This window comes from Methylobacterium sp. Ger2507 (assembly GCF_055231875.1).
In genome coordinates, this window is sequence record NZ_JBUYVC010000001.1 from 2,462,869 (window position 1) to 2,488,912 (window position 26,044).

Annotated in this window: 28 protein-coding genes; 14 read left to right on the forward strand and 14 right to left on the reverse strand. The window is 68.0% G+C overall.

Features of this window, described 5'->3' with window-relative positions:
* The 11 genes from ACV7NL_RS11400 to pufC all read left to right on the forward strand — a co-directional run bounded on the left by ACV7NL_RS11400 (position 1) and on the right by pufC (position 10,255).
* On the forward strand, positions 1-1,152 hold the full coding sequence (locus tag ACV7NL_RS11400) for a methyltransferase (RefSeq protein ID WP_463355728.1): 1,152 nt from the start codon (positions 1-3) through the stop codon (positions 1,150-1,152).
* Positions 1,153-1,263: 111 nt separating this feature from the next.
* Positions 1,264-2,199 (forward strand): chlorophyll synthesis pathway protein BchC, encoded by a 936-nt coding sequence (gene bchC, locus ACV7NL_RS11405; protein ID WP_056186445.1) that lies wholly within the window; start codon positions 1,264-1,266, stop codon positions 2,197-2,199.
* The gene (locus ACV7NL_RS11410; protein ID WP_056186442.1) at positions 2,196-3,200 is read left to right on the forward strand and encodes a chlorophyllide a reductase iron protein subunit X; all 1,005 of its coding nucleotides are present in this window, start codon (positions 2,196-2,198) and stop codon (positions 3,198-3,200) included. The genes bchC and ACV7NL_RS11410 overlap by 4 nt, the downstream gene beginning before the upstream one ends.
* Before the next feature lie 5 nt (positions 3,201-3,205).
* Positions 3,206-4,798, forward strand: a complete 1,593-nt coding sequence (bchY, locus tag ACV7NL_RS11415; protein ID WP_056479498.1) for a chlorophyllide a reductase subunit Y — start codon at positions 3,206-3,208, stop codon at positions 4,796-4,798.
* Entirely contained in the window at positions 4,798-6,264 is a 1,467-nt protein-coding gene (gene bchZ / locus ACV7NL_RS11420) for a chlorophyllide a reductase subunit Z (RefSeq protein WP_463355729.1), read from the forward strand. Before bchY ends, bchZ begins: the two co-directional genes overlap by 1 nt.
* Before the next feature lie 133 nt (positions 6,265-6,397).
* On the forward strand, positions 6,398-6,613 hold the full coding sequence (locus tag ACV7NL_RS11425) for a hypothetical protein (RefSeq protein WP_056186434.1): 216 nt from the start codon (positions 6,398-6,400) through the stop codon (positions 6,611-6,613).
* 152 nt (positions 6,614-6,765) lie between these two features.
* The gene (gene pufB, locus ACV7NL_RS11430) at positions 6,766-6,987 is read left to right on the forward strand and encodes a light-harvesting antenna LH1, beta subunit (RefSeq protein WP_056186431.1); all 222 of its coding nucleotides are present in this window, start codon (positions 6,766-6,768) and stop codon (positions 6,985-6,987) included.
* A gap of 14 nt (positions 6,988-7,001) precedes the next feature.
* On the forward strand, positions 7,002-7,190 hold the full coding sequence (pufA, locus tag ACV7NL_RS11435) for a light-harvesting antenna LH1, alpha subunit (RefSeq protein ID WP_018043293.1): 189 nt from the start codon (positions 7,002-7,004) through the stop codon (positions 7,188-7,190).
* A 95-nt stretch (positions 7,191-7,285) separates the two neighbouring features.
* Complete coding sequence (gene pufL, locus ACV7NL_RS11440) at positions 7,286-8,110, forward strand: photosynthetic reaction center subunit L (protein WP_056186428.1); 825 nt, start codon at positions 7,286-7,288, stop codon at positions 8,108-8,110.
* A 43-nt stretch (positions 8,111-8,153) separates the two neighbouring features.
* The gene (gene pufM / locus ACV7NL_RS11445; protein ID WP_056186426.1) at positions 8,154-9,146 is read left to right on the forward strand and encodes a photosynthetic reaction center subunit M; all 993 of its coding nucleotides are present in this window, start codon (positions 8,154-8,156) and stop codon (positions 9,144-9,146) included.
* Positions 9,143-10,255, forward strand: a complete 1,113-nt coding sequence (gene pufC, locus ACV7NL_RS11450; protein ID WP_463355730.1) for a photosynthetic reaction center cytochrome PufC — start codon at positions 9,143-9,145, stop codon at positions 10,253-10,255. The genes pufM and pufC overlap by 4 nt, the downstream gene beginning before the upstream one ends.
* Before the next feature lie 121 nt (positions 10,256-10,376).
* Here the strand turns inward: pufC and ACV7NL_RS11455 are convergent, their stop codons facing one another.
* Positions 10,377-10,736 (reverse strand): c-type cytochrome, encoded by a 360-nt coding sequence (locus tag ACV7NL_RS11455; RefSeq protein WP_463355731.1) that lies wholly within the window; start codon positions 10,734-10,736, stop codon positions 10,377-10,379.
* Positions 10,737-10,995: 259 nt separating this feature from the next.
* On the opposite strand from ACV7NL_RS11455, the gene ACV7NL_RS11460 reads away from it, so the two are divergent.
* Positions 10,996-11,184: a hypothetical protein gene (locus ACV7NL_RS11460; RefSeq protein WP_463355732.1), complete on the forward strand. Its 189-nt coding sequence runs from the start codon at positions 10,996-10,998 to the stop codon at positions 11,182-11,184.
* A 67-nt stretch (positions 11,185-11,251) separates the two neighbouring features.
* On the opposite strand, the gene ACV7NL_RS11465 is transcribed toward ACV7NL_RS11460, so the two are convergent.
* The 12 genes from ACV7NL_RS11465 to ACV7NL_RS11520 all read right to left on the reverse strand — a co-directional run bounded on the left by ACV7NL_RS11465 (position 11,252) and on the right by ACV7NL_RS11520 (position 21,686).
* The gene (locus ACV7NL_RS11465) at positions 11,252-11,833 is read right to left on the reverse strand and encodes a hypothetical protein (RefSeq protein ID WP_463355733.1); all 582 of its coding nucleotides are present in this window, start codon (positions 11,831-11,833) and stop codon (positions 11,252-11,254) included.
* Between the two features lie 84 nt (positions 11,834-11,917).
* The gene (locus tag ACV7NL_RS11470; RefSeq protein WP_056186410.1) at positions 11,918-12,157 is read right to left on the reverse strand and encodes a hypothetical protein; all 240 of its coding nucleotides are present in this window, start codon (positions 12,155-12,157) and stop codon (positions 11,918-11,920) included.
* A gap of 45 nt (positions 12,158-12,202) precedes the next feature.
* Positions 12,203-13,243: a formate dehydrogenase subunit gamma gene (locus ACV7NL_RS11475; protein WP_056186409.1), complete on the reverse strand. Its 1,041-nt coding sequence runs from the start codon at positions 13,241-13,243 to the stop codon at positions 12,203-12,205.
* 71 nt (positions 13,244-13,314) lie between these two features.
* Complete coding sequence (fdh3B, locus tag ACV7NL_RS11480) at positions 13,315-13,911, reverse strand: formate dehydrogenase FDH3 subunit beta (protein WP_055955987.1); 597 nt, start codon at positions 13,909-13,911, stop codon at positions 13,315-13,317.
* Between the two features lie 16 nt (positions 13,912-13,927).
* Complete coding sequence (locus ACV7NL_RS11485) at positions 13,928-16,870, reverse strand: formate dehydrogenase subunit alpha (protein WP_463355734.1); 2,943 nt, start codon at positions 16,868-16,870, stop codon at positions 13,928-13,930.
* Positions 16,871-16,877: 7 nt separating this feature from the next.
* Positions 16,878-17,120: a hypothetical protein gene (locus ACV7NL_RS11490; protein WP_056186401.1), complete on the reverse strand. Its 243-nt coding sequence runs from the start codon at positions 17,118-17,120 to the stop codon at positions 16,878-16,880.
* Positions 17,121-17,188: 68 nt separating this feature from the next.
* The gene (locus tag ACV7NL_RS11495; RefSeq protein ID WP_463355735.1) at positions 17,189-17,815 is read right to left on the reverse strand and encodes a TorD/DmsD family molecular chaperone; all 627 of its coding nucleotides are present in this window, start codon (positions 17,813-17,815) and stop codon (positions 17,189-17,191) included.
* A gap of 146 nt (positions 17,816-17,961) precedes the next feature.
* Entirely contained in the window at positions 17,962-18,657 is a 696-nt protein-coding gene (locus tag ACV7NL_RS11500; RefSeq protein WP_247635411.1) for a DUF3306 domain-containing protein, read from the reverse strand.
* Complete coding sequence (locus tag ACV7NL_RS11505) at positions 18,654-19,169, reverse strand: DUF3305 domain-containing protein (protein ID WP_463355736.1); 516 nt, start codon at positions 19,167-19,169, stop codon at positions 18,654-18,656. The genes ACV7NL_RS11500 and ACV7NL_RS11505 overlap by 4 nt, the downstream gene beginning before the upstream one ends.
* Before the next feature lie 71 nt (positions 19,170-19,240).
* Positions 19,241-20,251, reverse strand: a complete 1,011-nt coding sequence (locus ACV7NL_RS11510) for a DUF6352 family protein (protein ID WP_463355737.1) — start codon at positions 20,249-20,251, stop codon at positions 19,241-19,243.
* 62 nt (positions 20,252-20,313) lie between these two features.
* Positions 20,314-20,889 carry a DUF6505 family protein gene (locus tag ACV7NL_RS11515; RefSeq protein WP_056479544.1) on the reverse strand — a complete coding sequence of 192 codons (576 nt, stop codon included), beginning with the start codon at positions 20,887-20,889 and terminating at the stop codon, positions 20,314-20,316.
* Entirely contained in the window at positions 20,886-21,686 is an 801-nt protein-coding gene (locus ACV7NL_RS11520) for a biotin/lipoate--protein ligase family protein (protein WP_463355738.1), read from the reverse strand. Before ACV7NL_RS11520 ends, ACV7NL_RS11515 begins: the two co-directional genes overlap by 4 nt.
* 349 nt (positions 21,687-22,035) lie before the next feature.
* Between ACV7NL_RS11520 and ACV7NL_RS11525 the strand changes: the two genes are divergently transcribed.
* Both ACV7NL_RS11525 and ACV7NL_RS11530 read left to right on the forward strand, forming a co-directional pair.
* Positions 22,036-24,033, forward strand: a complete 1,998-nt coding sequence (locus ACV7NL_RS11525) for a 4Fe-4S binding protein (protein WP_463357106.1) — start codon at positions 22,036-22,038, stop codon at positions 24,031-24,033.
* 36 nt (positions 24,034-24,069) lie between these two features.
* Positions 24,070-24,546, forward strand: a complete 477-nt coding sequence (locus ACV7NL_RS11530) for a GNAT family N-acetyltransferase (RefSeq protein WP_463355739.1) — start codon at positions 24,070-24,072, stop codon at positions 24,544-24,546.
* 7 nt (positions 24,547-24,553) lie between these two features.
* Here the strand turns inward: ACV7NL_RS11530 and ACV7NL_RS11535 are convergent, their stop codons facing one another.
* The gene (locus ACV7NL_RS11535; RefSeq protein ID WP_463357107.1) at positions 24,554-25,777 is read right to left on the reverse strand and encodes a c-type cytochrome; all 1,224 of its coding nucleotides are present in this window, start codon (positions 25,775-25,777) and stop codon (positions 24,554-24,556) included.
* Positions 25,778-26,044: the final 267 nt, after the last annotated feature.

Genomic DNA, 26,044 nt, shown 5'->3' on the forward strand with positions numbered 1-26,044 from the left:
GTGGCCGGTGGTGCGACGGCCGGGGCGCCGCCCACCCTCCGCCCCCGCAGCGTGCGGTCCCGCTGGTACACGCTCAGAGCCCGCATCATCGCCGATCCGCGATTCCAGCGCTGGGCCGCCGGCTTTCCGCTGACCCGGCGCATCGCGCGGTCGAACACCCGGGCGCTGTTCGATCTGTGCGCGGGCTTCACCTACTCACAGACGCTGTTTGCCTGCCTGAAGCTCGATCTCTTCGCACTGCTCGCCGAGGGCCCGGTTCCCGCCGATCTCCTGGCAGCCCGGATGGATCTGTCCCGCGAGGCGTCGGCACGCCTCCTTAAGGCGGCCGTTTCGCTCGATCTCATCCGGCGCCTGCCGGATGGATGTTTCGTCCTGGCCGATCTCGGGGCGGCGCTTATCGGGAACCCCTCGATCGGCCGCATGATCGAGCATCACGCCCTGCTCTACGCGGATCTGTCCGATCCGGTCGCACTCCTGCGCGGCGAGAGCGGGCCGACCCGGCTCGCGGGCTACTGGCCGTACGCGCGAGGCGATGGGGCCGAGCTGTCGACGGAGGCCGTGACCCCCTACAGCGCGCTGATGTCGGCCTCGCAGGCGCTGATCGCCGAAGACATCGTCGAGGCCTATCCGTTTCAGCGGCATCGTTGCCTGCTGGATGTCGGCGGCGGCGAAGGCGCCTTCCTGTCGGCCGCCGCCGCCGCAGCGCCCGACCTCGCGCTCAGGCTGTTCGATCTGCCCGAAGTGGCACGGCGCGCCGCGGCGCAATTCGCCCGCTCGGGCCTCGCCGAGCGGGCTCAAGCCGTCGGCGGCAGTTTTCTGATCGATCCACTGCCCAAGGGTGCCGACGCACTCAGCCTGATCCGCGTCGTGCACGACCACGACGACGCGACGGTGCGAGGGCTGTTGCGAGCGGCCTGGACGGCGCTGCCGCCCGGCGGACGCCTGGTGCTGGCCGAACCGATGAGCGGCACCGCCGGGGCCGAGCCGATCACCGATGCGTATTTCGGCTTCTACCTGCTGGCGATGGGGAGCGGTCACTGCCGCACCGCTGCGGAACTGACCGCGCTGCTGGCCGAAGCGGGGTTCCAGCGTATCCGCGAGGTCGCGACCCGGCGCCCGCTCCTGACCCGCATGCTGGTGTCCACCCGTTAAGACACCGAATAACGTAAGTTCTGCTTGACGTTCGAAAGTGTCTATCTAGGATGACACATCGAGTTCGAAGCCAAACGGACCGAATCGTCGGATGAGGGGAGGGCAGGCTCGATGCAGACGAACGCCGTGCTTCTTCATGCCCCCCGCCGGCTCGACCTCGAAACTCTCGACCTCGATACGCCGACGGCCGCTGACGCGGTGGTGGCGATCCGGTGGAGCGGAATCAGCACCGGTACCGAGCGCCTGCTCTGGTCCGGGACGATGCCGGCCTTTCCCGGCATGGGGTATCCGCTGGTGCCCGGCTACGAGTCGGTCGGCGAAGTGGTCGAGGCCGGCGCGGATTCCGGTATCCGGGTCGGACAGACAGTGTTCGTGCCCGGAGCCCGCTGCTTCGGACCCGTTCGCGGCCTCTTCGGCGGCGCAGCCTCCCATCTGGTCAGTGCCGGCGACCGCCTCGTCCCCATCGATCGGGCCTGGGGCGAGCGCGGAACCCTGATCGCACTCGCGGCGACCGCCCACCACGCCCTCGCGGGCATCGACCTGACCCGGCCGCTCCTGGTCGTGGGGCACGGCGTGCTTGGGCGACTGGTCGCCCGCCTCGCCAGGACCCTCGGCGGCACGCCGCAGGTCTGGGAGATCGATCCGACCCGCCACGCGGGCGCAGACGCCTACGCTGTGAGCACCCCCGAGGCGGATGCCAGACACGACTACGCCACGATCCTCGATGTCAGCGGCGACGCTAGGATCCTCGATAGCGGGATCGCGCGTCTCGCCCCCGGCGGCGAGATCGTGCTCGCCGGGTTCTACGAGCGCCGCCTCGGCTTCGACTTCGCGCCCGCCTTCCTGCGCGAAGCCCGCATCCGCGTCGCCGCGCAGTGGCGGCCCGAAGACCTCGCCGCGACCTTGTCCCTGGTCGAACGCGACCGTCTCTCCCTCGACGGCCTCATCACCCATCGGCGCCCGGCCTCGGACGCTCCGGACGCTTACCGCAGGGCTTTCGGCGAGCCCGAATGCCTGAAGATGATCCTGGATTGGAGAGCGGCATGAACATCCAGCTGACGAATCTGCAGCTGAACGGGGTCTCCGAAGCGCTGCGGGCCGAGGCCGGCATCGAGCCGGACCCCGTTCCGGTGACGGCGACCAAGGAAACGCAGATCATCGCGATCTACGGCAAGGGCGGCATCGGCAAGTCGTTCACCCTGGCCAACCTCAGCTACATGATGGCCCAGCAGGGCAAGAAGGTCCTGCTCATCGGCTGCGACCCCAAGAGCGACACGACCTCGCTTCTGTTCGGTGGCCGCGCCTGCCCGACGATCATCGAAACCTCGACGAGGAAGAAGCTCGCCGGCGAACAGGTCGCCATCGGCGATGTCTGCTTCAAGCGCGACGGCGTCTACGCCATGGAACTCGGCGGCCCCGAGGTCGGGCGCGGCTGCGGTGGGCGCGGCATCATCCACGGCTTCGAATTGCTGGAGAAGCTCGGCTTCCACGAGTGGGGGTTCGACTACGTCCTGCTCGACTTCCTCGGCGATGTGGTCTGCGGTGGTTTCGGCCTGCCGATCGCCCGGGACATGTGCCAGAAGGTCATCGTCGTCGGCTCGAACGACCTGCAGTCGCTCTATGTGGCCAACAACGTCTGCTCGGCGGTGGAATACTTCCGCAAGCTCGGCGGCAATGTCGGCGTCGGCGGCCTCGTCATCAACAAGGACGACGGCACCGGTGAGGCGCAGGCCTTCGCCGAGGCGGTCGGCATCCCGGTTCTGGCCTCGATCCCGGCGCATGACGACATCCGGAAGAAGAGCGCGAACTACGAGATCATCGGCCGGCCCGAGAGCCCCTGGGGCTCGCTCTTCGCCGATCTCGCCCAGAACGTTCACGACGCTGCGGCCAACCACCCGACGCCCCTGAGCCAGGACGGCCTGCTCGGCCTGTTCAAGGGCGAAGCGGTCGGCCGGGGCGTCACCCTGGTGCCCGCCACCTTCGAGGACATGTGCGGCACGACCCAGGTCGTGAAGCCGTCCCTCGAAGTCGTGTACGACGAGGTCTGACGCGCATGGCCGTCACCCTCGACATCGCCGATCTTCGCGCTCGCAAGGAGCGCCCGGCCTCGACCCTGGTGCCCATCGTGGCCCCGGCCGAGGTGGTGAACATCGCCGCCACGAAGGCCGATGGTCTCGGGTGTCACTCCGGCAAGGCGACGATGCGGGCAGCGGCCGAGGCGGCCGGCCTGTCCGACACCCTGGAGCAGCTCCGCAAGGACTACCCGGCGGGTCCGCACGACCAGCCCCAGAGCATGTGCCCGGCCTTCGGCTCGCTCCGGGTCGGCCTGCGCATGCGGCGCACCGCGACGATCCTCTCGGGCTCGGCCTGCTGCGTCTACGGGCTGACCTTCACGTCGCACTTCTACGGCGCCAAGCGCAGCGTCGGCTACGTGCCCTTCAACTCCGAGACGCTGGTGACCGGCAAGCTGTTCGAGGACATCCGCGAGGCGGTGTTCCAGGTTGCCAAGCCCGCCGATTACGACGCCGTCGTCATCATCAATCTCTGCGTGCCGACCGCCTCGGGCGTGCCCCTGCGGCTTCTCCCGAAGGAGATCGACGGGGTCCGCATCATCGGCATCGACGTGCCGGGCTTCGGGGTGCCGACCCATGCCGAGGCCAAGGACGTCCTTGCTGGGGCGATGCTGAAATTCGCCCGGACAGAGGCCGAGCAAGGCCCCGTCCAGGCGCCCCGCGCCGGTCGGTCCGAGCGCCCGACCGTGGCGCTGCTCGGCGAGATGTTCCCGGCCGACCCGGTCGTCATCGGCGGTCTGCTGGAGCCACTCGGCCTCGCGGCCGGACCTGTGGTGCCGACGCGGGAATGGCGCGAACTCTACGCCGCCCTCGATTGCACCGCGGTCGCCGCGATCCACCCGTTCTACACAGCCTCAATCCGGGAATTCGCCGCCGCCGGGCGCCCCATCGTGGGCTCGGCTCCGGTCGGCCATGACGGCACCGCCGACTGGCTCGACCGGATCGGCGAGGCCTGTGCGGTCCCCCGCGCCACCGTCGGGGCCGCCAAGAACCGGCTGCTGCCGATGATCAAGGGCGCGCTCGCCGCCAGCCCGATCCGGGGCCGGATCACCCTGTCGGGCTACGAAGGCTCCGAACTCCTGGTCGGGCGCCTCCTCGTCGAGAGCGGTGCGGATCTGGCCTATGTCGGCACCGCCTGTCCGCGCACGCCCTATTCGGAGGCCGACCAGGCCTGGCTCGAGGCGCGCGGCGTCACCGTGCGCTACCGCGCCTCCCTGGAGGACGACCTTGGCGCCATGATGGATGCGCGGCCCGATCTCGCCATCGGCACCACGCCCGTGGTGCAGAAGGCCAAGGCAATGGGAATACCCGCCCTCTACTTCACCAACCTGATCTCGGCCCGCCCGCTGATGGGCGTGGCGGGCGCCGGATCGCTGGCCAAGGTGATCAACGCGGCGCTCGGCAATCGCGGTCGCTTCGATACGATGCGGGCCTTCTTCGATGGGGTCGGCGAAGGTCACGCAGCCGGCATCTGGGAGGATGTGCCCAAGCTTCGCCAGAACGTCGCCTCGGCCGTGCGCGCCAAGCCCGCCCCAGGAAAGTTCGACCATTCGCCGATCGGGGAGATGGCCTGATGCTTGTCCTCGATCACGATCGGGCCGGCGGCTACTGGGGCGCCGTCTACGTCTTCACCGCCATCAAGGGCCTGCAGGTCGTCATCGACGGACCGGTCGGCTGCGAGAACCTGCCCGTCACCTCGGTGCTGCACTACACCGATGCCCTGCCGCCGCACGAACTGCCGATCGTGGTCACGGGGCTGGCGGAGGAAGAACTCGGCCGCCATGGCACCGAGGCCGCGATGAAGCGGGCTCACGCCACCCTCGATCCGGCCCAGCCGAGCGTCGTCGTCACCGGCTCGATCGCCGAGATGATCGGCGGGGGGGTGACGCCGGAAGGTACCAACCTCCAGCGCTTCCTGCCCCGTACCATCGACGAGGACCAGTGGCAGGCGGCCGACCGGGCCATGGCTTGGCTCTGGAACGAGTACGGCGCCAAGCGCTTCGCCAAGAAGGGCATCCCGGTCCGGCCCGCCCGTCAGGAAGGTGTCAAGCCGCGGGTCAATCTCATCGGCCCGGCCTACGGCACCTTCAACATGCCCTCGGATCTGGCCGAGATCCGTCGCCTCGTCGAAGGCATCGGCGCCGAGGTGAACCTGGTGTTCCCGCTCGGCTCGCATCTCGCCGACGTTCCCGCCCTGGTGAACGCTGATGCCAACATCTGCCTCTACCGTGAGTTCGGCCGCCTGCTGTGCGAGGCCCTGGAGCGTCCGTACTTCCAGGCGCCCATCGGCATCCACTCGACGACGCGGTTCCTGCGCGCGCTCGGCGATGCACTCGGCCTCGACCCGGAGCCGTTCATCGAGCGCGAGAAGCACACCACGATCAAGCCGGTCTGGGACCTGTGGCGCTCGGTGACCCAGGATTTCTTCGGGACCGCCAGTTTCGGGATCGTCGCGTCCGACACCTACGCTCGCGGCGTCCGCCACTTCCTCGAAGACGAGATGGGCCTGCCCTGCCATTTCGCCGTGTCCCGCAAGGCCGGACAGAAGACCGATAACGCCGAGATCCGCGACCTGATCGCGACAAACCCGCCGCTGGTGCTGTTCGGCTCGTTCAACGAGCGGATGTACGCGGCGGAAGCCGGCGCCCGCGCGGTCTTCGTGCCGGCCTCGTTCCCGGGTGCGATCATCCGGCGGCACACCGGCACGCCCTTCATGGGGTTTTCAGGCGCGACCTACCTGGTTCAGGAGGTCTGCAACGCGCTCTTCGACATGCTCTTCCACATTCTGCCGCTGGCCCGGGACATGGACAAGGTCGAGGCGACGCCCGCGCGTCTGCACCGCGAATTGCCCTGGGACGAGGCGGCCCGGGCGCGCCTCGACGCGCTGGTGGAGGCCCATCCGGTGCTGGTGCGAATCTCGGCGGCCAAACGCCTGCGCGATGCCGCGGAGCGGGTGGCCCGGCAATCCGGCGCGGTCCGCGTCGACCCGGACCATGTCGAGCGCGCCCGCGCCGAGGCGAGCCTCGGAGCTGCCGCATGAGCGCGCGTCCCGGTCTCGCCCCCCATTCCCTTTCCGGCTGGAGCGGCGCGGCGCCGTCCGGCCGGTCGAGACCGACCCCGCGCGTCCCAAACCGGACGCGTCCCGCCGCGGAGCGCCACGAGGAGATCATCCCATGCAACGTTCGCTGAATTCGGTGTCGCGCCTGCATCAGGACGAGGTCCAGGCCCGGATCCTCCTGGCCACCACCTACCCGTTCTTTCTGGCCGCAGCCCTGGTGCAGCGCGTGATCCCGCAAGCCGAGACCGCGCTTCCGCAACAGCGCCGTTCGGTCTTCGCCGAGGCACGCACCATGGCGGTCTCGGCCATCCCGTTCGTGTTCATGGGCTGAGTTCGCCTTCGGGTCGAGGCGCTTCGCCCGCCCCCGATCGACCTCCCGTCCCAACAGGCGGGAAGGACCGCCGAGGCCGCTCCGCGCGGTCCGGCGTCACCCCCCGTGCCCGAACCTGCGGGCGCGACCAGTCACAGCGGAGGTTTGAACCGATGGCCAATGGCATTGTCGAAAAACCGAGCAGCCTGTCCGGGCTGACGGAACCGGAAGCCAAGGAGTTCCACGCGATCTTCTTGACCAGCTTCATCATCTTCACGGCGATCGCCGTGGTCGCCCACATCCTCGTGTGGCTGTGGCGCCCGTGGCTGCCCGGACCGAAGGGCTACGCCGCCCTCGAGACGGCCGCCCACGGCGTCGTCTCCCTGCTCTCCTGAGAAGGACCCTCATCATGCACAAGGTCTGGCTTCTCTTCGATCCGCGCCGCACGCTCGTGGCGCTCTTCACCTTCCTGTTCATTCTGGCGCTGCTGATTCACTTCATCTTGCTCAGCACAGACCGGTTCAACTGGCTGGAAGGCCCCAAGGCGCCGCGCGCCGCCAATGCGCAGACGCTGGTTCTGCCCACGATGCCCGCCTGACCGGCGCGCACCTCGAGCACGGATGATCGGCGGGCGGCCTGCAAGCCCCCCGTCGACCATCGCCGGAGAGATGTGGTGGAGCGGGGGAGGTCGCGATGGCGATGCTGAGTTTCGAACGAAAATACCGCATTCGCGGCGGCACCCTGATGGGCGGCGACCTGTTCGATTTCTGGGTCGGGCCGTTCTACGTCGGGTTCTTCGGCGTCACGACGCTGTTCTTCTCGGTGCTGGGCACGGCCCTGATCATCTACGGCGCAGCGCTCGGGCCGACGTGGAACGTCTGGCAGATCAACATCGCGCCCCCCGACCTCAAATACGGCCTCGCCCTGGCGCCCCTGCAGGAGGGCGGCCTCTGGCAAATCATCACCTTCTGCGCGGTCGGGGCCTTCTCGTCCTGGGCCCTGCGCGAGGTCGAGATCTGCCGCAAACTCGGCATCGGCTACCACGTGCCCTTTGCATTCTCGGTGGCGATCCTGGCCTACGTCACCCTGGTGGTGGTCCGCCCGCTCCTGATGGGCGCCTGGGGGCACGGTTTCCCCTACGGCATCCTCTCGCACCTCGATTGGGTGTCGAACACCGGCTACCAATACCTGCACTTCCACTACAATCCGGCGCACATGCTGGCGGTGACGTTCTTCTTCACCACGACGCTGGCGCTCTCGCTCCACGGCTCGCTGATCCTGTCCTCCACCAATCCCGGGAAGGGCGAGGTGGTGAAGACGCCCGAGCACGAGGACACCTTCTTCCGCGATACCATCGGCTACTCGATCGGGACGCTCGGCATCCACCGCCTCGGCCTGTTCCTGGCCCTGTCTGCGGGGTTCTGGAGTGCCGTCTGCATCGTGATCAGTGGTCCGATCTGGACCCGCGGCTGGCCCGAATGGTGGGGCTGGTGGCTCAACCTGCCCGTCTGGCGCTGAGCTGGCACGAAACTGATCTCGGGACAGGGGGGCGCGTGACGCCATGGCCTATTACCAGAACATCTTTTCCGAAGTGCAAGTCCGTCCGATTCAGCCCGAACACGGCATCCCCGTGGATGTCGACAAGCGCTGGGGCACGCCGTTCAACTCCTACCTGTTCGGCCTGATCGGCAACGCCCAGGTCGGGCCGATCTATATCGGCTATCTCGGGGGTCTCTCCTTCGTCTGCGGGCTGATCGCGTTCGAGATCATCGGCCTCAATATGTGGGCCTCCGTGAACTGGGACCCGGTCCAGTTCGTCCGGCAACTGCCCTGGCTCGCGCTCGAGCCGCCACGCCCGCAATACGGCCTGAAGGTGCTGCCGCCGCTCGCCGAGGGCGGATGGTGGCTCATCGCGGGCTTCTTCCTGACCGCTTCGGTGCTGCTCTGGTGGCTGCGCCTGTTCCGCAGGGCGAAGGCGCTGGGCCTCGGCTATCACGTGCCCTGGGCCTTCGCCTCCGCGATCTGGCTATTCCTGGTGCTGGGTTTCATCCGCCCGGTCCTGATGGGGTCTTGGAGCGAGGCGGTGCCCTTCGGCATCTTCCCGCACCTCGACTGGACCGCCGCCTTCTCGCTGCGCTACGGCAACCTCTTCTACAACCCGTTCCACATGCTCTCGATCGTCTTCCTGTATGGGTCGACGCTGCTGTTCGCGATGCATGGCGGGACCATCCTGGCGGTGAGCCGCTTCGGCGGTGAGCGCGAGATCGACCAGATCGTCGATCGCGGCACCGCCACCGAGCGCGCCGCCCTGTTCTGGCGCTGGACCATGGGCTTCAACGCCACCATGGAATCGGTCCACCGCTGGGCCTGGTGGTTCGCGGTCCTCACCACCCTGACGGGCGGCATCGGCATCCTGCTCACCGGCACGGTGGTCGACAACTGGTACCTGTGGGCGGTCAAGCACGGGGTCGCCCCCTCCTACCCGCAGGTCTATCCGCCCGTCGTCGATCCGCTCGCCGTCTCGCCCAGCAGCCTCACGGGGGGAGCCCCATGAAGACCTTCTTCATCGTCCTCGGGGCCTCCATCGCGTTCTTTCTCACAGTTGCGATGTTCGGATTGACCGATTGGGACCGACCGCCGCTGGCGGTTCAGCAGAGCGGCTTTCGCGGGACCGCGATGGCGCAGATCCACACCCGAGCCGGCGCCGCGGAGACCAAGGCGGCCAACCTCGCCCCGGCTCCCGCCGATCCCGCCGAACCCGGCGAAGAATTAGCGGGCACGACCTACGAGAACGTGCAGGTCCTCAAGAACGTCAGCGTCAACGAGTTCAATCGCCTGATGGCCTCGATGACCGAATGGGTCAGCCCGGAGCAGGGCTGCACCTACTGCCACAACACCGAGAACATGGCCGACGACAGCCTCTACCAGAAGAAGGTCGCGCGTCGGATGCTGCAGATGACGCAAGCTCTCAACACCGACTGGAAGGACAGCCATACGGGTGGGGCCGGCGTCACCTGCTATACCTGCCACCGCGGCCAGCCGGTGCCGAGCAACGTCTGGTTCACCGATCCGGGCCCGAACCGGCCCGGCGGCTTCATCGCCCGCAACAACGGGCAGAACCTCGCCGCTCCCTCGGTCGGGCTGGCTTCGCTGCCCTACGACACCCTCACCCAGTATCTCGCCGATAAGACCATCGACAACAACGCGATCCGGGTGAACGCCACGACGGCGCTGCCGACCACCAAGGGCAAGCCTATCCAGGATGCGGAGAAGACCTACGCCCTGATGATCCACATGTCGGAGGGCCTCGGGGTGAATTGCACCTTCTGCCACAACACGCGTGCGATCTCGGACTGGTCGCAGAGCACACCCCAGCGGGTCACTGCCTGGCACGGCATCCGGATGGTGCGAGACATCAACGGCAACTATCTCGAGCCGCTGCTCTCGACCTTTCCAAAGAACCGGCTGGGCGTGCTCGGCGACGTGCCGAAGGTGAACTGCGCCACCTGCCACAACGGGGTCAGCAAGCCACTCAACGGCGCCCACGTGATCGAGGCCTACCCGGAACTCGCCCGGGCGACGGACACGGTCGCGGCCAACCCGGCGACTCCCATGCCTACGGCCCCGGCCGTCCCGCCTGAGACGGCTCCGGCTCCGCGATAATCCGGGCACGGGGTTCAAACGAAGAAAGCCGCCGGCGCGATGCCGGCGGCTTTTTTCTCAAACTGGTCTCGTGAACGGGCCGCCGCCTACCAAACGGGACGCGGCGACACCCCGTTCGAGCCTACTTCTTCGAGGCGAGGTAGGCGATGACGTCGTCGATCTTCTTGTCGTCCGGGTAGCCGGCGAACACCATCTTGGTGCCCGGAACCTTGGTCTTCGGGTTCTTCAGCCACTCGTGCAGGTTGGCCTCATCCCAGGTGATCCCGGAGCCCTTGAGGGCGGCGGAATAGTTGTAGCCCTCCTCGGATGCGGCCTTGCGGCCGACGACGCCGGTCAGGTTCGGCCCGACCCCGTTCTTACCGAAGGCGTGGCAGGCTTTGCACGGTGCGAAGGCCTTCTCGCCCGCAGCCGCATCACCTTCCGCATGGGCCGCCATCGGCAGCAAAGCGGCGAATACGGCACCGATCATCATAGACCGCATTTGGGGGTTCCTCTCGGATCGATTTCTTGACCAGCCATACCTAACCCCCGCTCTCGCAAAGGTATCCGAACGATCCGCCTCATCACGCGTATTTGATCATCACCGACGGGATTAAGCCGTGGCCGACCCTGGAACGCGTCATTTGCCTTCCCTAACCTGGGGTGGGATCGCACAGCCGATCGCGAAAGGTGGAGCGATGCCGGTCCGACCGTCAGACGTCTGTCAATTTCTGGATCGATCGGGATGGAGCCAGGCGCGGTTGGCCTGGGAACTCGGGGTCAATCAGCCCCGGATATCGCGCTTCATCACCGGCATGAAGAAGCCGAACCGTCAGTTGGAACAGTTGCTGGAGGCTTTCTTCACCCGTGACGCGCGTGCGAGCGGCAACGATGGGCGCATCGGCCTGCACACGCCCTCAGGCGTGCAGCAATCCTCGATCGTCGCCTGAGCGATCGTTCGGATGGACGACGAGCGTCAGGCCAAGCCCCGCGCTGATGCAGGGCCAGGTGGGCGACTTAAGGCTGTGGCGTCGAGAAGAATTTCGGATCGAGGGCCGCCAGGGCCAGGAGCGGCGGCGGCATGATCACGCCCGCGACGCGCATGGACCGAGCGGCCGCACGACAGGCCGGCTGATCGTTCGATCCGGCAGCTGCCTCGATCTTGGCAACCAAGGCTGGATCGGGCTTTGGGCTCGGGGCAGGGGCGCCGGGCGCCAGCGGAGATTTCGCGCTGGCATTGGCCTGGGACAGCACCGTCTTGCCGTGGCTGACCGGCGCACGCGTATCGCTGGTCGGTGCCTTGGTCTCGGGATTTGCCGGCCCGCTGAGCCCCGATTTTTGCTGCGGCTCTCCGCCGGACGGGGAGGGCTGCCCATCGCTCTTGCCCGACGCGTTGGAGACGGCGGTGGCCTGCTTTGCCGGCGTCGCAGCCTCCTGCTTCTTCTCTTCCGGCTGCTTTACGAAGGCGACCAGCTCCTGGCACAGGTTGGCCGGCCCCTTCGACGAGGTGGGCGCGGGCGCCGCATCCTGGGCGAAGGCGGCCGGTGCCACGAGGCAGCCCGACAGGAGAAGCGCGGCGAAAGGCAGGCGTCGGGTCATGCTCGGGTCCCTGAAATCTCGGCCGCTGGAATCTTGGGCGCTGGAATCTTGGGCGCGGGAAACGTTCGGCGATGGGCTGTCGGTTCAGGACCGCTTGGGATGCGAGGGCTCGCCGGTCGCCTTGCCATGGGCCGACTCACCGGTGTCGTTGGTGTTCGGGTCGCCGTTCCACTTCTCGCCGACGAGATTGGTTCCCGGCTCCGAGACGCGCGCCCCCGACGTCGCGAAGGCCTGGTAGGCGAATTTCTGATTGCTCGTCAGCGCGTACATGGCAAGGACGCCGAGCCCGATGGCCGCGATCACGGCAAGAATGAAGGCTTTCATGGTCTCGGTCCTCGCCGCTTGGGCATCGTCAGGCTGGGGCTTCGATTATTCGGCAGGGGCGGGGTGGCGTCCGGAGAGTTGCGGACCGCTTGCGGTCTTGGCCTGCTCCTGTTCGACCCAGAGATCGTGGTGGGCACGCGCCCAGGCGAGATCGACCTTGCCGCTGCCCATCGCGTCGTAGGCGCCCTTCATGCCGAGCGTACCGATGTAGATGTGGGCGAGGATGCCGGCGATGAAGGCGATGCCGATCAGCGAGTGGATCACCTGCATGACCTGCATGCCGTTGATGTCGAGCAGCGCGAACGGGAACAGCATCATCAGGCCCGTCACACTCATGGCGACACCGAAGCCAGCGACCATCCAGAACACGCCTTTCTGGCCCGCATTGAAGCGGGCGGCATGCGGGTGCTTCTTGCCGATGAAGCCGCCGCCGGCCTTGATCCAAGCCCAGTCGAGGCGGTTCGGGATGTTGTCCTTGATCCAGACGACGAACATCATCACCACGCCGAACATGAACGGCCAGGCGAGGTAGACGTGGCTGTACTTGGCCCATTGCGCCAGGGCGCCGAAGGCCTCGGGGCCGATCAGCGGCATGAGCAGGCGCTTGCCGAAGATGTAGTTCAGGCCGGAGAGCGACAGGATGATGAAGCACACGGCCGTCATCCAGTGAGTGAAACGCTCGAACGTGTTGAACCGAAGGATCTTCTTGCCGGATTCCTGGCTGTGTTCGGTCAGGATGCGTCCGCGCCAGAGGAAGAACACGCCGAGGGCCGCGATCATGCCGAGGATGAAGGCCGCGCCGATCCAGGGCAGGTAGCGCTCGCGGAACGACTGGTACTCGCGACCCTGCGGCTGGATGAGGTTCGCCGCCTTCTGATCCGGAATGCTGATGCGCCCCGTGATCTTGTCGGCGTTCTTGAAGAGGAATTCCTCGTTGACGGAATCCGCCGTGGGCCTGGCGCCCATCGGGTTCTGCCCGTCCCGGGTGATCGGGTTCTGTGCCCGAGCCGGTTCGAACGCCGCCGGCGCGGCCAGGAGCGTCGTTGCGACGACGAGGGTGCTGAGGAGCGTGACTGCCCGCCGCATCGGCGTTCCTTTCGATGGCGTGATGCGGGACCTCCGCCTAAGCAGAGGTCCCGAGGTCGTTTCCGCGGCGATCAGATCGCCACGGTCTCGCGGTAGGCGGTCTTCCAGCCCCAGGCGCCGGAGCCGTAGCCGCGCTTGATCACGCGCTGCTTGTAGATCTCGGCGATCATCTCGCCGTCGCCAGCGAGCAGGGCCTTGGTCGAGCACATCTCGGCGCAGAGCGGCAGCTTGCCCTCGGCGAGCCGGTTCGAGCCGTACTTCTCGTACTCCGCGACCGAGAGGTCCGGTTCCGGACCGCCCGAGCAGTAGGTGCACTTGTCCATCTTGCCGCGCGAGCCGAAATTGCCGACGCGCGGATATTGCGGCGCGCCGAACGGGCAAGCGTAGAAGCAGTAGCCGCAGCCGATGCAGATATCCTTGGAGTGCAGCACCACCGCGTCGGCGGTGGTATAGAAGCAATTGACCGGGCACACGGCGGCGCAGGGCGCGTCGGTGCAGTGCATGCACGCCATCGAGACCGAGCGCTCGCCGGGCTTTCCGTCGTTGAGAGTGACGACGCGGCGACGGTTGATGCCCCAGGGCACCTCGTGCTCGTTCTTGCACGCGGTCACGCAGGCGTTGCACTCGATGCAACGGTCTGCGTCACAGAGGAACTTCATACGGGCCATGGTGGATGCGCTCCTCTCACGCGGCCTTGATCTGGCATAGGGTACACTTCGTCTCCTGCATGCCCGTCACAGGGTCGAAGCCGTAGGTGGTCACCGAGTTGACGCTCTCGCCGAGCACCACCGGGTCGGTGCCCTTCGGGTAGTAGTCGCGCATGTCCTTGCCCTCGTACCAACCCGAGAAGTGAAAGGGCATGAAGGCCACGCCCTTGCCGACACGGTCGGTGACGAGCGCCTTCATCTTGGCCTTGGAGCTGTTCTCGGCGCCCGTGACCCAGACCCAGCCGCCGTCCTTGATGCCGCGCTCGGCGGCATCGCCGGTGTTGATCTCGACGAACATGTCCTGCTGAAGCTCGGCGAGCCACGGGTTCGACCGGGTCTCCTCGCCGCCGCCCTCGTACTCGACGAGACGACCGGAGGTCAGAATGATGGGGAAGTCGCGCGCCACGTTGCGCTCGACCGCCGCCTTCTGCACCGAGAAGCCGATATTGGGCATGCGGAACTGCCGCTCGTCGGGCCGGGTCGGGTACTTCGCCACCAGATCGGGACGGGGCGAATAGACCGGCTCGCGGTGCACCGGCACCGGGTCGGGCAGATTCCAGGCATTGGCCCGCGCCTTGCCGTTGCCGAACGGAATCACGCCGTGATCGAGGCAGACGCGCTGGATGCCACCCGACAGGTCGGTGGCCCAGCTCACGGTGTCGGGCTTGTCGCCGCCGATCTTGAGGATGGTGGCGAGTTCGTCCGCAGTCAGGTCCTTGTCCCAACCGAGCTTCTTGAACACCCCGAAGGTGAATTCCGGATAGCCGTCGGTGAGATCGGAATCCTTGGTGAAGCTGTCCTCGGCCAGCAACGTCTGGCCGTTGCGCTCGGTGCCGAAACGGGCCCGGAACGTACTGCCGCCGTCCTTCACGTGCAGAGAGGTGTTGTACAGGATGGCGGAACCCGGGTGGCGCAGTTCGGGCTTGCCCCAGCAAGGCCAGGGCAGGCCATAATAGTCGCCGCCGACTTCCGGATCGTCCTTCGGCGCCCGCAGGGTGATCAGGTCGAACTTGTGCTGATTGCGCATGTGCGCCTTCAGCCGTTCCGGGCTCTGGCCGCAATAGCCGGTCGACCAGCCGCCGCGGTTGATCTCCCGCAGCAGATCTTCGGCCGACGGGACGTTGTTCTCGACCTTGATGTTCTTGAACAGCGTCTCGGCGAAGCCGAGCTTCTTGGCCAGGAGGTAGAGCACTTCGTAGTCGTTCTTCGACTCGAAGGCCGGCTTCACGATCTGCTCACCCCATTGCAGCGAACGGTTCGAGGCCGTGCGCGAGCCGTCCATCTCCAGCGACGTGCAGATCGGTAGCAGGTACGTGTTGTCCTGCCGGGCATCGAGGGCCGCGAAGGTCGTCGGATGCGGGTCGGCGACGACCAGCAGCTCGAGCTTGTTCATGCCCTCGATCGCCTCGGGCAGGCGGGTCACGGTGTTGCCGCCATGGCCGAAGACCATGAAGGCCTTGATCGGACTGCACTGGTCGATCTGCTCGGGCGGCAGGTTCACGGCATCGAACCAGCGCGTCGAGGTGATGCCGGGTGCCTCCATGTTCTCCTTGCGCGAGCGGGCCTTCCGCCCGGCCGCGGCCGGAACCTCGTCGAAGCGGGATTGCAGCCACTCGTAGGGCACGTCCCAGACGCGAGCCCAGTGGCGCCAGCCGCCCTCGACCAGACCGTAATAGAGCGGCAGCGAGGTGACATCGAGGCCCAAATCCGTGGCGCCCTGCACGTTGGTGTGGCCGCGGAAGATGTTGGCGCCGGTGCCGGGCTTGCCGACATTGCCCGTGGCGAGACACAGGATGCAGAGCGCGCGCACGTTGGCGGTACCCACCGTGTGCTGGGTCGCGCCCATGCACCAGATCAGGGTGGCGGGCTTCTCCTTGGCAAATTTCTCCGCGACGCGGCGCAGCTGCTCGCCGGGCACGCCCGAGACGCGCTCGACCTCTTCCGGCGTCCACTTGGCGACTTCCTTGCGGACATCGTCCATGGCGTAGACGCGCTGGGCGATGAACTCCTTGTCCTCCCAGCCATTCTGGAACACGTGCCAGAGGATGCCCCACACCACCGGAATGTCGGTGCCGGAGCGGATGCGGACATACTCGGTGGCGTGGGCCGCCGTCCGGGTGAAGCGCGGATCGATGACGATCATGTTCGCGCGGTTGATCTCCTTGCCCGACAGCACGTGCTGCATGGAGATCGGGTGCGCCTCGGCCGGATTACCGCCGAGGATGATCATCGTCTTGGCGTTGCGGATGTCGTTGTAGGAATTGGTCTGGGCGCCGTAGCCCCAGGTGTTGGCGACGCCCGCCACCGTGGTCGAGTGGCAGATACGCGCCTGATGGTCGACGGAATTGGTGCCCCAGAAGGCCCCGAACTTGCGCATCAGGTAGGCGGCCTCGTTGGTGAACTTGGCCGAGCCGAGCCAGTACACCGAATCCGCGCCGTTCTTCTCGCGGATGGCGCCCAGCTTGTCGCCGATCTCCTCGATCGCCTGCTCCCAGGACACGCGCTGCCATTGCCCGCCGACGAGCTTCATCGGATACTTCAGGCGCCGGTCGGACGAGACAAGCTCACGGATCGCCGCGCCCTTGGCGCAGTGAGTGCCGCGGTTGATCGGACTAGCATAGGACGGCTCCTGGCCGACCCAGACACCGTTGACCACCTCGGCCGTCACCGTGCAGCCCACCGAGCAGTGGGTGCAGACGTTCTTCCTGATCTGAACGTCCGGGCCGACGGCCGATGCGCCCGCAGCCCGCGCCTGACGCACGGACCCGAGCTGGATCGTTCCGGCCGCAGCCAGAGCGCCTGCAGTCAGGCCGGACTTCTTCAGGAATCCACGGCGATCCAGCACGCCGGCTGCGAGGCCGGCCGCAACGGCCTGGTGCTTGGTGCGGCTCGCCTCGCCGCTCTTGCGCTTGGTCAGCATCGCAGGCTCACTTCTTTCCGGCGTTCGTGCTGTTCTGGAGAGTCTCGTAGCCGTTGGTCCGGTAGAACGCCTTCACCTCGTCGCTGAGGCGATAGCGCGACCGGGTCTCGTCCGTGCCCGGGTCGTAGGCCTGGGCTTCCGTCGCGGTCAGCGGCGCGGTGGAAACGCCGACCGCGGCCGCCACCGTGCCGCCACCGAGGGCGCGAAAGAACTGGCGACGGCCGAGCTGGTCCTTCTGATCCTGTCCCATCGCCCAAACTCCCTGACGGGCTCCGACCTGTTCAGGTCCGACGCCCCAATCCCACTGGAATGGATGCCTCAGGCATCCATCGCGAAAGCGGCCGCCTCGATCTCGAGGAAGGCCCGTCCCAATGCCCCGACCGAACGATAGAAGCGCGCTGCCCTGGCGCGCTCCAGATCGGTGAAGAACCGCATCCCCCACGGCGCGATGTGCCGGAGGAAGAGGTCGCGCGCGGCATCCGGCCCTGCCGTGAACCGGCCGGACGTCAGCCCCCCCATCACATCGAAGAGAATCGCGATGTGATCCTCCGGTTCGGTCATCGACGGATCCCGCTCGATCCCCAAAGCCGTGAGATCCTCACGGACCCGGGCCAGGGGTCGCTCATTGAGGAACCCGGTCAGATAGTAGGACGCATAGGGCAGAAGCTCCCCGCGCCCGACGCCGACGAACAGCGCGAAATATTCCCGCTCCGCCGCCGCCTCGGACGTTGCAGCGGCGGCCTCGCCCAGAATGCCGACCTCCCGGCCGAGCACGCTGTCGCCCCCCTTGAGCCCCTTCAGGGCATCGAGCAGAGCGCCGTTCGGCGGGCGGCCAAGCAGGACGGCCAGAAGATCGTATTGCTGGGCGCGAAGTTGATCGACCTCGTCGATGACGAGTTCGCGCGCGTCGGCCGTGATGATCGAATCCCCGATACCGACACCCATCTCCGCTGACAGCTCCGAAAGCGTCGCGCCGGAACGCACGCGCCGCCTCAATCCAACAGGTACCCGGTCACTCGACTTCGTCGTGCAGCCCAGTTTGTATTGATAATAAAAAGCGTTTGCCGCCACCGCAATCGCGTTTGTACGAATTAGCTGGGCATCGCGCCGCCATGGCGTCGCATGCGCGAAACGATTGTGGGCGATTGAAACTCTTCCCCCGCAACCGTGATCGGAAGCGGCTCCGGCGCTGCAACGTGCGGGCGATGGGCGTCGGAAACAGCGGGCGCGGGCAGCGTCTCGGCGAGTTCGACCACATCCTGGTCCTCGGCGGTCCGTTGGGTGTCCGGGTCCGCGTCCGGCTCGCGCGTGTCCCCGGGTTCGAGCGGTGTCGGCGCGGGTTTCGGACCGGCGCCCGTCATGATCCGCTCGACCATGGCCTTGATGTCGTCCGTCGGCAGCATCGGCCCGAGGCCCGGGACTCCGCCCGGCGTGTTCCAGTCATAAGCGTATTCCCGCGCTTCGCTGACGAAGTCGCGGATGCCGGGATCGACCGACCACATCCGGCGCAGAGCGGCGTTTCGCAGGGCGGAGGGGATGCCCGCCCGGAGGAAGGGCGCGAGGTCGGTCTCGGCTGTCAGATCTTCGAGCTTCGGCAGGCGTGCGATGGCTTCGGCCAGTTCCTCATCCGCCTGGGGATTCGCCTCGATATCCGAAAGTGCCCTGGCCTCGCTATCGGCCTCGACGGCGCCACTCGCCTCGTCCGCTTTCGGAACGGCTCGCGCGCGCTCCTGCTGTCGGACGGCCTGCTTGCGCCTCGCCCAGCGCGAGAGAATACCGTCGCTCATTCGCCGCGCCCCCGGCCGCCCCGCGCCAGCGCCTCCGGATCGGCCCGATCGCGCTTGCGCTTCTCGAATTTGCGCTCGACGTGGAACGCCTCGAAGAACGCCAGCAGGATCCCTTGCGATTCCGTCGGCATCGGCACCGCCTCCACGATCTCGCCGATCCCCTCGGCCATCGCTTCGCCCTCGTAGGGATCGGCCGTCACGGCGGCGATCTCATAGGCATCCTCGCCGAGCTTGCGCAGGGCGACCCAGAGGGACGGGCGACCGGAGACGAGGTTGTCGCGGTAATGCGAGGTCTCGGCCGGATGGAGCAGCACGTCGTAGGCACCGGCATAAAATACCGCCTCCTCCTCGGTCTCCGAGAGCCGGGTCCAGGCCGCCACCGGGGGAGCCGCCGGAAGAGCGGCGACGGGCAGCCAGGCATGGGTCGCCCAGGGGCCTCGCAGGCGCCGTCGCGCCACCAGGATGCCGACCTCGAAATGGTTGTCGGGCCTGACCCGTTCCTGCTCGGACACGATTGCATGTGCGGGTGCGACCGGGATCGGTCCTTCACCCGGAGGGTCAACACGGTCGCCGTCGTTCTGCATCAGCTGGCTCCGGTGGCGTCGTTCAGGGGCAGGCCCACGATCAGGTTCTGCGGCTTCATCGTCACGAGATTGGCGGGCGTCGCGGCCAGCAGCAGGTAGACGGGCCTGTCGCCGACAGAGGAATCGACCCGCATCCGATCCTCGAAGGTCAGGCTGAAGAGGGCGACCACCCGCTCCTGATCGGCCGGCGAGGCGGCCTCCCCCCGCCACAGGGCGTTGCCGATCCGGGTCGCCTCGGCATCGAGCCCGACGAACCAGCGCCAATCGGAATCGTCGAGGCGGTCGAGCGGCGTGACGCGCACGTCCACATGAAGGAGATGCCGGAGGAAGGCCTCGATCACGCGAGCCAGTCCGTCGCGGCTCCGGGCGCTCGATCCGAGGTTCAGGGCCATCGAGAAGGCGTCGGACCGGCTCCAGTAGGTCCAGGCATTCTCCGCGTTCAGGATGTCGAGCTCATTCGCCGCCTCCTTGCCCAGCATGGCCACCAGAGGCGACAGCGGCGCGCTGCCCTCGCGCGCCTCGATCACCTCGGCATCGGCAAGCAGGACGGCTCCGTCGAGGCGACTGACCCGCTGCGGCCGGAACATCAGTTCGGCGGCCCGCAGGACGAACGGATCATCGCAGCCGTCGAGGGCATTGCGCAGGATCAGGTGCACGAGCTGATTCAGGAACAAGGCGGGCGTGCCCTGCAATCCCTGCCGCACCAGCCCGAGATAGGCGGCCTCGATCGAGCGCGATGCGAGCAGGCGGTCGCGGAAGGCCAGCAGCACCGTCCAGTTCTCCCGCGCATCCGCATCGGCGATCGCGGCCACCATTTCAGGCGGTACGGTCCGCCGCGGGTCTGCCAGCAGATCGGCGTAGAGGCTCCGCTCCGCCCGGCAGGCCTCCTCGGGCGGCGCGAGCTCGGGCCGCGCGAGGTAGGCGAGGATCAGTTCGTCGGTGACGGCCAGGCCGCCCCCCTCGGTGCGCTGCGTCAGGTGGTGGCCGCTGGACACCCAGAATTCGGTCATTGGGGGGCGGCTCCTGACGGCGGAAAGGGCGACGGACAAGGTGGTTGCGAGCAGGCCATCGATCAGGATCCCGTCCCCGGCCGATCTCGGGCGAGACCGATCAGATCGGCCCGCTCCTCGGGCTCCTCGTCATCGGTCTCGACGAAGCGAAAGGCCCGGGCATGGGCATGCAGGCGATCGGCCCCGGGGGTCCCCGCATCGCGCTGATGGAGCGTGCGGAAGGCTTCCGATATCGCTCCGTCGACCTGCGTCCGGTGCATCGCCACCACGCTCCCCACCGGGACCCCGCACAGGGTGGCGGCGAAATCGATCTCTTCGCGCGCAGCCGCGCGGGCCATGGCCCGATCCGGAGCGCCAAGGCGCTCGTGGATGTGCCGGGCCAGATCCTCGACCGCCGCGTCGCGCTCGGCTTCGGTGGCCTCGCTGACCACCACGAGGGTGGAGAACCCCAGCGAGGAGACGCCGACGAAACCAGAGCGGAACGCGGCGCGCGCCTTCCCCTCCAGGTTCGGAAGGTCCTGATCCCAGAACAGGAACGAGCCCGTCACGGCCCACTCGCCCGGTTCGGCGGCGTGGGTGAACACGAAGGTGTCGGACACATCGAGCCGCAGGGTACGCGGAAGCCGGAGCGAACTCACAGACGGACTGTCCCGGTCGCCGGGTCCTGCCAGCCCGGCGCGCGCAGGAGAGAGGCGAGCGGCCAGCATTCGGTCTCAGCCGCCCCGGCTTTTCCCGCCCCGGCTTCTCCCGTTTCGCCGCCCAGGATGACATCGCCGGTCCGGTCGATCCGCACGGGCATCCCGGCAGGGGTCGGCAGATGGCTGAGGTAACGCGCCGCAATCCCGGAGAACCCATCTTCCTCCCAGAGCGAGAAGGTCCGGATCAGGTTCCGGGCGAAGCTCTCCACCAGCGCGTTGCGGCTATCGGGTGGGAACCCCTCCTCGTCGAGGGCAGTCGATCCCGGCGTCAAGCCCGGATCGCCAGCACCCGATTTACTCAGGATCAGCATGGCAGAGAAGACGAGCCAGTCGGGCACGACCTCCTCCGAGCAGGCCTCCGGCCAACCGAGGCGACCGCCGCCGAGACGCGCCCCGTCGAAGATCAGCACATCGGGCCAGCCGAAGGTCAGCGGCATTTCCGGTGGGCCGTGCGCGCCGACCGCGTCGGCCAGGGCCATCATGGCCGCCAGGAAGGCGCGCCGCGCCGAGGCCAGCGGCTCCTCGGGCACCAGCACCACGGCGACGTCGAGAACATCCGACCGCTCGGCGAGAACCAGAATCCCGGCCGCCTCCGCGCCCTCCCGGCGCGCAATCGCGCACGCTTCGGCAAAAGCATGGCGGGAGGCCGGCACCACTCGCGCCGTCAGGGACGGAGGCAGAGCGAGATCCGTCGCCGGCCGGAACTTGAGGGGTGAGGCCGTCGGAGAAGCGATCATGAACGTGAGACCTGACGGGTCGATCCAGGAGGCGGAACCGATCCCGCGTTCGGGCCGGAATGGATGTCGAACTTCGGTGACCACATGTGCTGTCGGCGGCCGGGCAACAAGACGGAGAGAATGGCGCGAGCGCGGCCCGGAAGATCAGCGCCTGACGCAAGGTCCCTGCGCCCGTGTGTCGGATCGTAGTTTTGAACCGTTTGAGTATATAAGATACGGAGCCGGACGCGAAGGGGCAGCGATGCCGCCCGGTATCGGTCCGATCCGCTCCCGCCCGTTCCCGAGCACTTGAATCCAGGGTCTGTTCTTGTCCGATCGTATCGTGTTCGCCTGCTCCTGCGAAAAGACGATGCCGCTCGATGCCGGCACGATCGGGCGGGGCTGTTCAGGCGAGGTGAAGACCGCCGACCAGCTCTGCGGCCGTGAACTCGACCGGTTCCGCTCCGCCCTGCAATCCGGGCGACCGGTGACGGTCTCGTGCACCCTGCAATCGCCGCTGTTCGACGAGGTCGCCTCCGAACTGGGTGCCGACGATCGGGTCTCCTACGCCAAGATCCGCGAGAATGCGGGCTGGTCCACCGAGGCCGATCAGGCCGGCCCGAAAATGGCGGCCCTCCTCGCCGCCTGCGCCGAGCCCGTGCCGGATGCCGCCACGGTGCCGATCGAGAGCCAGGGTGTCGCCCTGATCTATGGGCGTAATGCCACCGCGATCGAGGTCGGGCGGCGGCTCGCTGAGCATCTCGACGTCACGGTTCTGCTGAGCCGGCCGGAGGACGTCGAACCGCCACAGCGCAACGACTTCCCGGTGGTGAAGGGTACCATCGTGGGCGCGAAGGGACGTCTCGGTGCCTTCGATCTGCGCATCGACGACTATGCGCTGCCGGCTCCGTCCTCACGTTCGCACCTCGTGTTCGGACCCGGCCGTCATGGAGCGAACTCCACCTGCGACGTCGTCGTCGATGTCGGCGGCGGCACGGCTCTGTTTCCGGCCCATGAGGTCCGCCTCGGCTACCTGCGGGCCGACCCGCGCGATCCGGCGGCGGTCGAGCGGGTGATCGCCGAGGCGTCGCATCTCGTCGGCACCTTCGACAAGACGCGGTTCGTGGATTTCCATGCCGAGCTCTGCGCCCATTCGCGCTCGCGCATCACCGGCTGCACCCGCTGCCTCGAGGTGTGTCCGACCGGCGCGATCTCGCCGGCGGGTGATACGGTCGCGATCGACCCCTACATCTGCGCCGGCTGCGGCAACTGCGCCTCCGTGTGCCCGACGGGAGCGGCCGCCTATGCGCTGCCGCCGGCCGACGCGCTCATGCGCCGTCTGCGCACCCTGATGGGGGCCTACAGGGCCGCGGGCGGTCGCGACGCGGTGGTCCTGTTCCACGACGGCGAGCACGGTGAACCGCTGATCGATGCGCTCGCGCGCCACGGCAATGGACTGCCCGCCGCGATCCTCCCGGTCCGGGTCAACGAAATCACCCAGCTCGGTCCCGAGGCGTTCGCCGCCCTCTTCGCCTATGGCGCCGCCGGGGTGCGCATCCTCGCCCGTGCCCGCCCCAAGCACGATCTCGACAGCCTGCGCCGCGCGGTCGCCCTCGGCGACACCCTGGCTCGCGGCCTCGGCTATGGCGGCGAGGGCGGAGACCCCGTCGTCTCGCTGATCGAGACTGACGACCCCGACGCCCTGGGTGAGGCCCTGGCGGTTCGGATTGCAGGCGTGTCGGCGCAGGCGCCCTCACGCTTCATGCCGGTGGGCGGAAAGCGCGAGGTGCTGCGCTTCGCTTTCAACGAAATGCATGCAGCGGCCCCCGCGCCGGTGGCGCGGATCGATCTGGCCGCGGGCGCGCCGTTCGGCGGCCTGCATTTCCGCACCGACGATTGCACCCTCTGCCTCGCCTGCGTCGGCGCCTGTCCCACCCACGCCCTGTCCGACAGCGCCGACCGCCCGTTCCTCGGATTCGAGGAGAGCCTGTGCGTCCAGTGCGGCTTGTGCGCCAACACCTGCCCGGAAAACGTGATCGATCTCCGGCCGGGCGTCGATTTCGAGGCTTGGAAGGCGCCGCGCCGGGTGGTCAAGGAGGAGGAGCCCTTCGCTTGCATCACCTGCGCCAAGCCGTTCGGGACCCGCAGCACCATCGAGCGGGTGGTGGAGAAGCTGCGCGACCGCCACTGGATGTTCCGGGGCGAAGCCGGCGAGGCACGCGTCCAGGCGCTGATGATGTGCGAGGATTGTCGCGTCGAGGTCGCGGTCAACCAGGGCTTCGATCCGCATGCCGGACCGGAACGCGACCGTCCGCGCACCACCGAGGACTACCTGCGCGAGCGCGCCGCCCGGGGTGAGGCGATCTAGGCCCGTCTTCGGATGCAGGAACGGCGCTGGCGGAGCATGGACACGGGCGACCTCGCGCCGGTGGTGGCCCTGGCCGACCGGTTGTTTCCCGACCATCCCGAGGACGCCGTGCATTTCGGCGAACGGCTCGCCCGGGGCACCGATTTGTGCCTGTCCTTGTGCGATCCCGAGACGGGAATCGCCGGCTACGCGATCGCCTATCCCTGGCCGCTCGGGTCGATTCCGGCTCTCAACCGGCCGCTCGCGACCCTGGACAAGCCGAACAGCGTCTACCTGCATGATCTCGGCATCGCGCCCGCCGCGGCGGGGCACGGTCACGCCCGGACGGGCGCGGCGATGGTGGGCGAGCGGGCTCGCGCACGGGGATACGCCCGCCTCGCCCTGGTGGCGGTGAACCGGTCGGTGCGGTTCTGGGAGGCCCTCGGCTTCGCGGTCCGGGCGCCTGGGGCCGCCTTCGCCGCCAAGCTCGCGGATTACGGCGCGGAGGCCCGCTACATGATCAAGGACCTGTGACGCCGGCTCACCGGAGGGCGGTGGCGCTCTCCAAAAACTTCACCAGGGCCTCCCGGTCTTCGGCACGGGTGATCGTCTGCTCCGGCATGCGCGTGCCCGGCGTGTAGCTGGCGGGGCCGACCTCGAAGAGCCGGGCGATGGTCCGGGCATCCCAGACGATATCCATACCCTTTAGCGCCTCCGAGTAGCGGTAGCCCGGCGCCGTCGCGATCCGGCGCCCCATGATACCGGCGAGGGTCGGCCCGGCGCGCGGGCCGTCCTCGGGCGTCAGGGTGTGGCAGGCGACGCAGGCGCGAAACACCTCCGCCCCGCGGTCGTCGTGATAGGCCGCGAGCGCGTCGGCCGGACGCGGCATCGCCAGGGGCCCGATCGGCGCGCCGGTCTCGGCGTTCCAACGCCGGATCAGGCGATCGCCGCCGCCGGTGAGGAGTTCCCGTCCGTCCGGCCGCCAGGCGAGAGACCAGACCGGGAGTCCCGGTCCAACGAGGCGATGCAGGATCGTCCCCCGCCTTCGATCAATCACCGCGACGGCACCGCCGGCCGTGGCGGCGGCGATTCGGCTCCCGTCGGGGGAGGGCGCCAGGGCGATCACCGGGTTCGGGCCGACATCGACGGCCGCGCGCGTGCGCCCGTCCGGCCGCAGCAGGCGCACGACGGCGTCCCCGCCCGCAACCGCGATCTCCCCGTCCGGCATCACCGCGAGGGCGTTCAGGATGCTCGGCAAAGTGAGCACCATCGGCACGCCCTGCGGGTCGTCGGCCCGGGGCCAGATCCGCAGCGTGGTGTCGTAGCCGGCCGACACCGGTCGTCCATCGGCCAGGAAGCCGACCGCGTTGACGTTGCCCTGATGGCCTGCGAGCACGCGCGCCGGGCCGCCGGTCAGGGGTCGGATGCGGACCGTGCCGTCCCACGAGGCCGAGGCCAGTTGGCTGCCGTCGGATGAGAGCGCGAGCGCCGCGACCGGTCCGGCATGCTCGGAAAAGACACGCTCCGGCTCGGGCTGCCCGGCGCGCCACACAGCGATGCGGCCATCCTCCGACGCCGTGACGAAGCTACCATCGGGGAGGGCGGCGACCGCGTTCACCGCCCCATCGTGGAAGCGTAGCACGGTGAGGGCCGTGCCGGTGTCGATCGCCCACAGGATGGCGGCCTGATCGAAGCCGCCGGAGATCGCGAGGCCGCCACCCGGCGCCACCGCGAGCGCGCGGACGGGGCCGCCATGCCCGCGCATCTGCGCCTCGGCGGGGAAGCCGACCGCCAGGGTTGTCGCCAAGCAGAAGGCGAGTGTCCGAAAAGTCGAAGCGGTTCCCGCCGTGGCTTTGCCGACAGGCTCCAAAACTTGGCCGATACGCCGCAAGGCATTCCTCTCGTCACAGACCGGATGTGCAGTGCAGACAGCAAGCCTAGACGATCCGCCCGCAGGATGTCGCGGCGCCCGGGCGGGACCCGGTGACGCGGCAGGCCTGCGAGGTGCTTGATCATCGCCCGGCGATAGCGC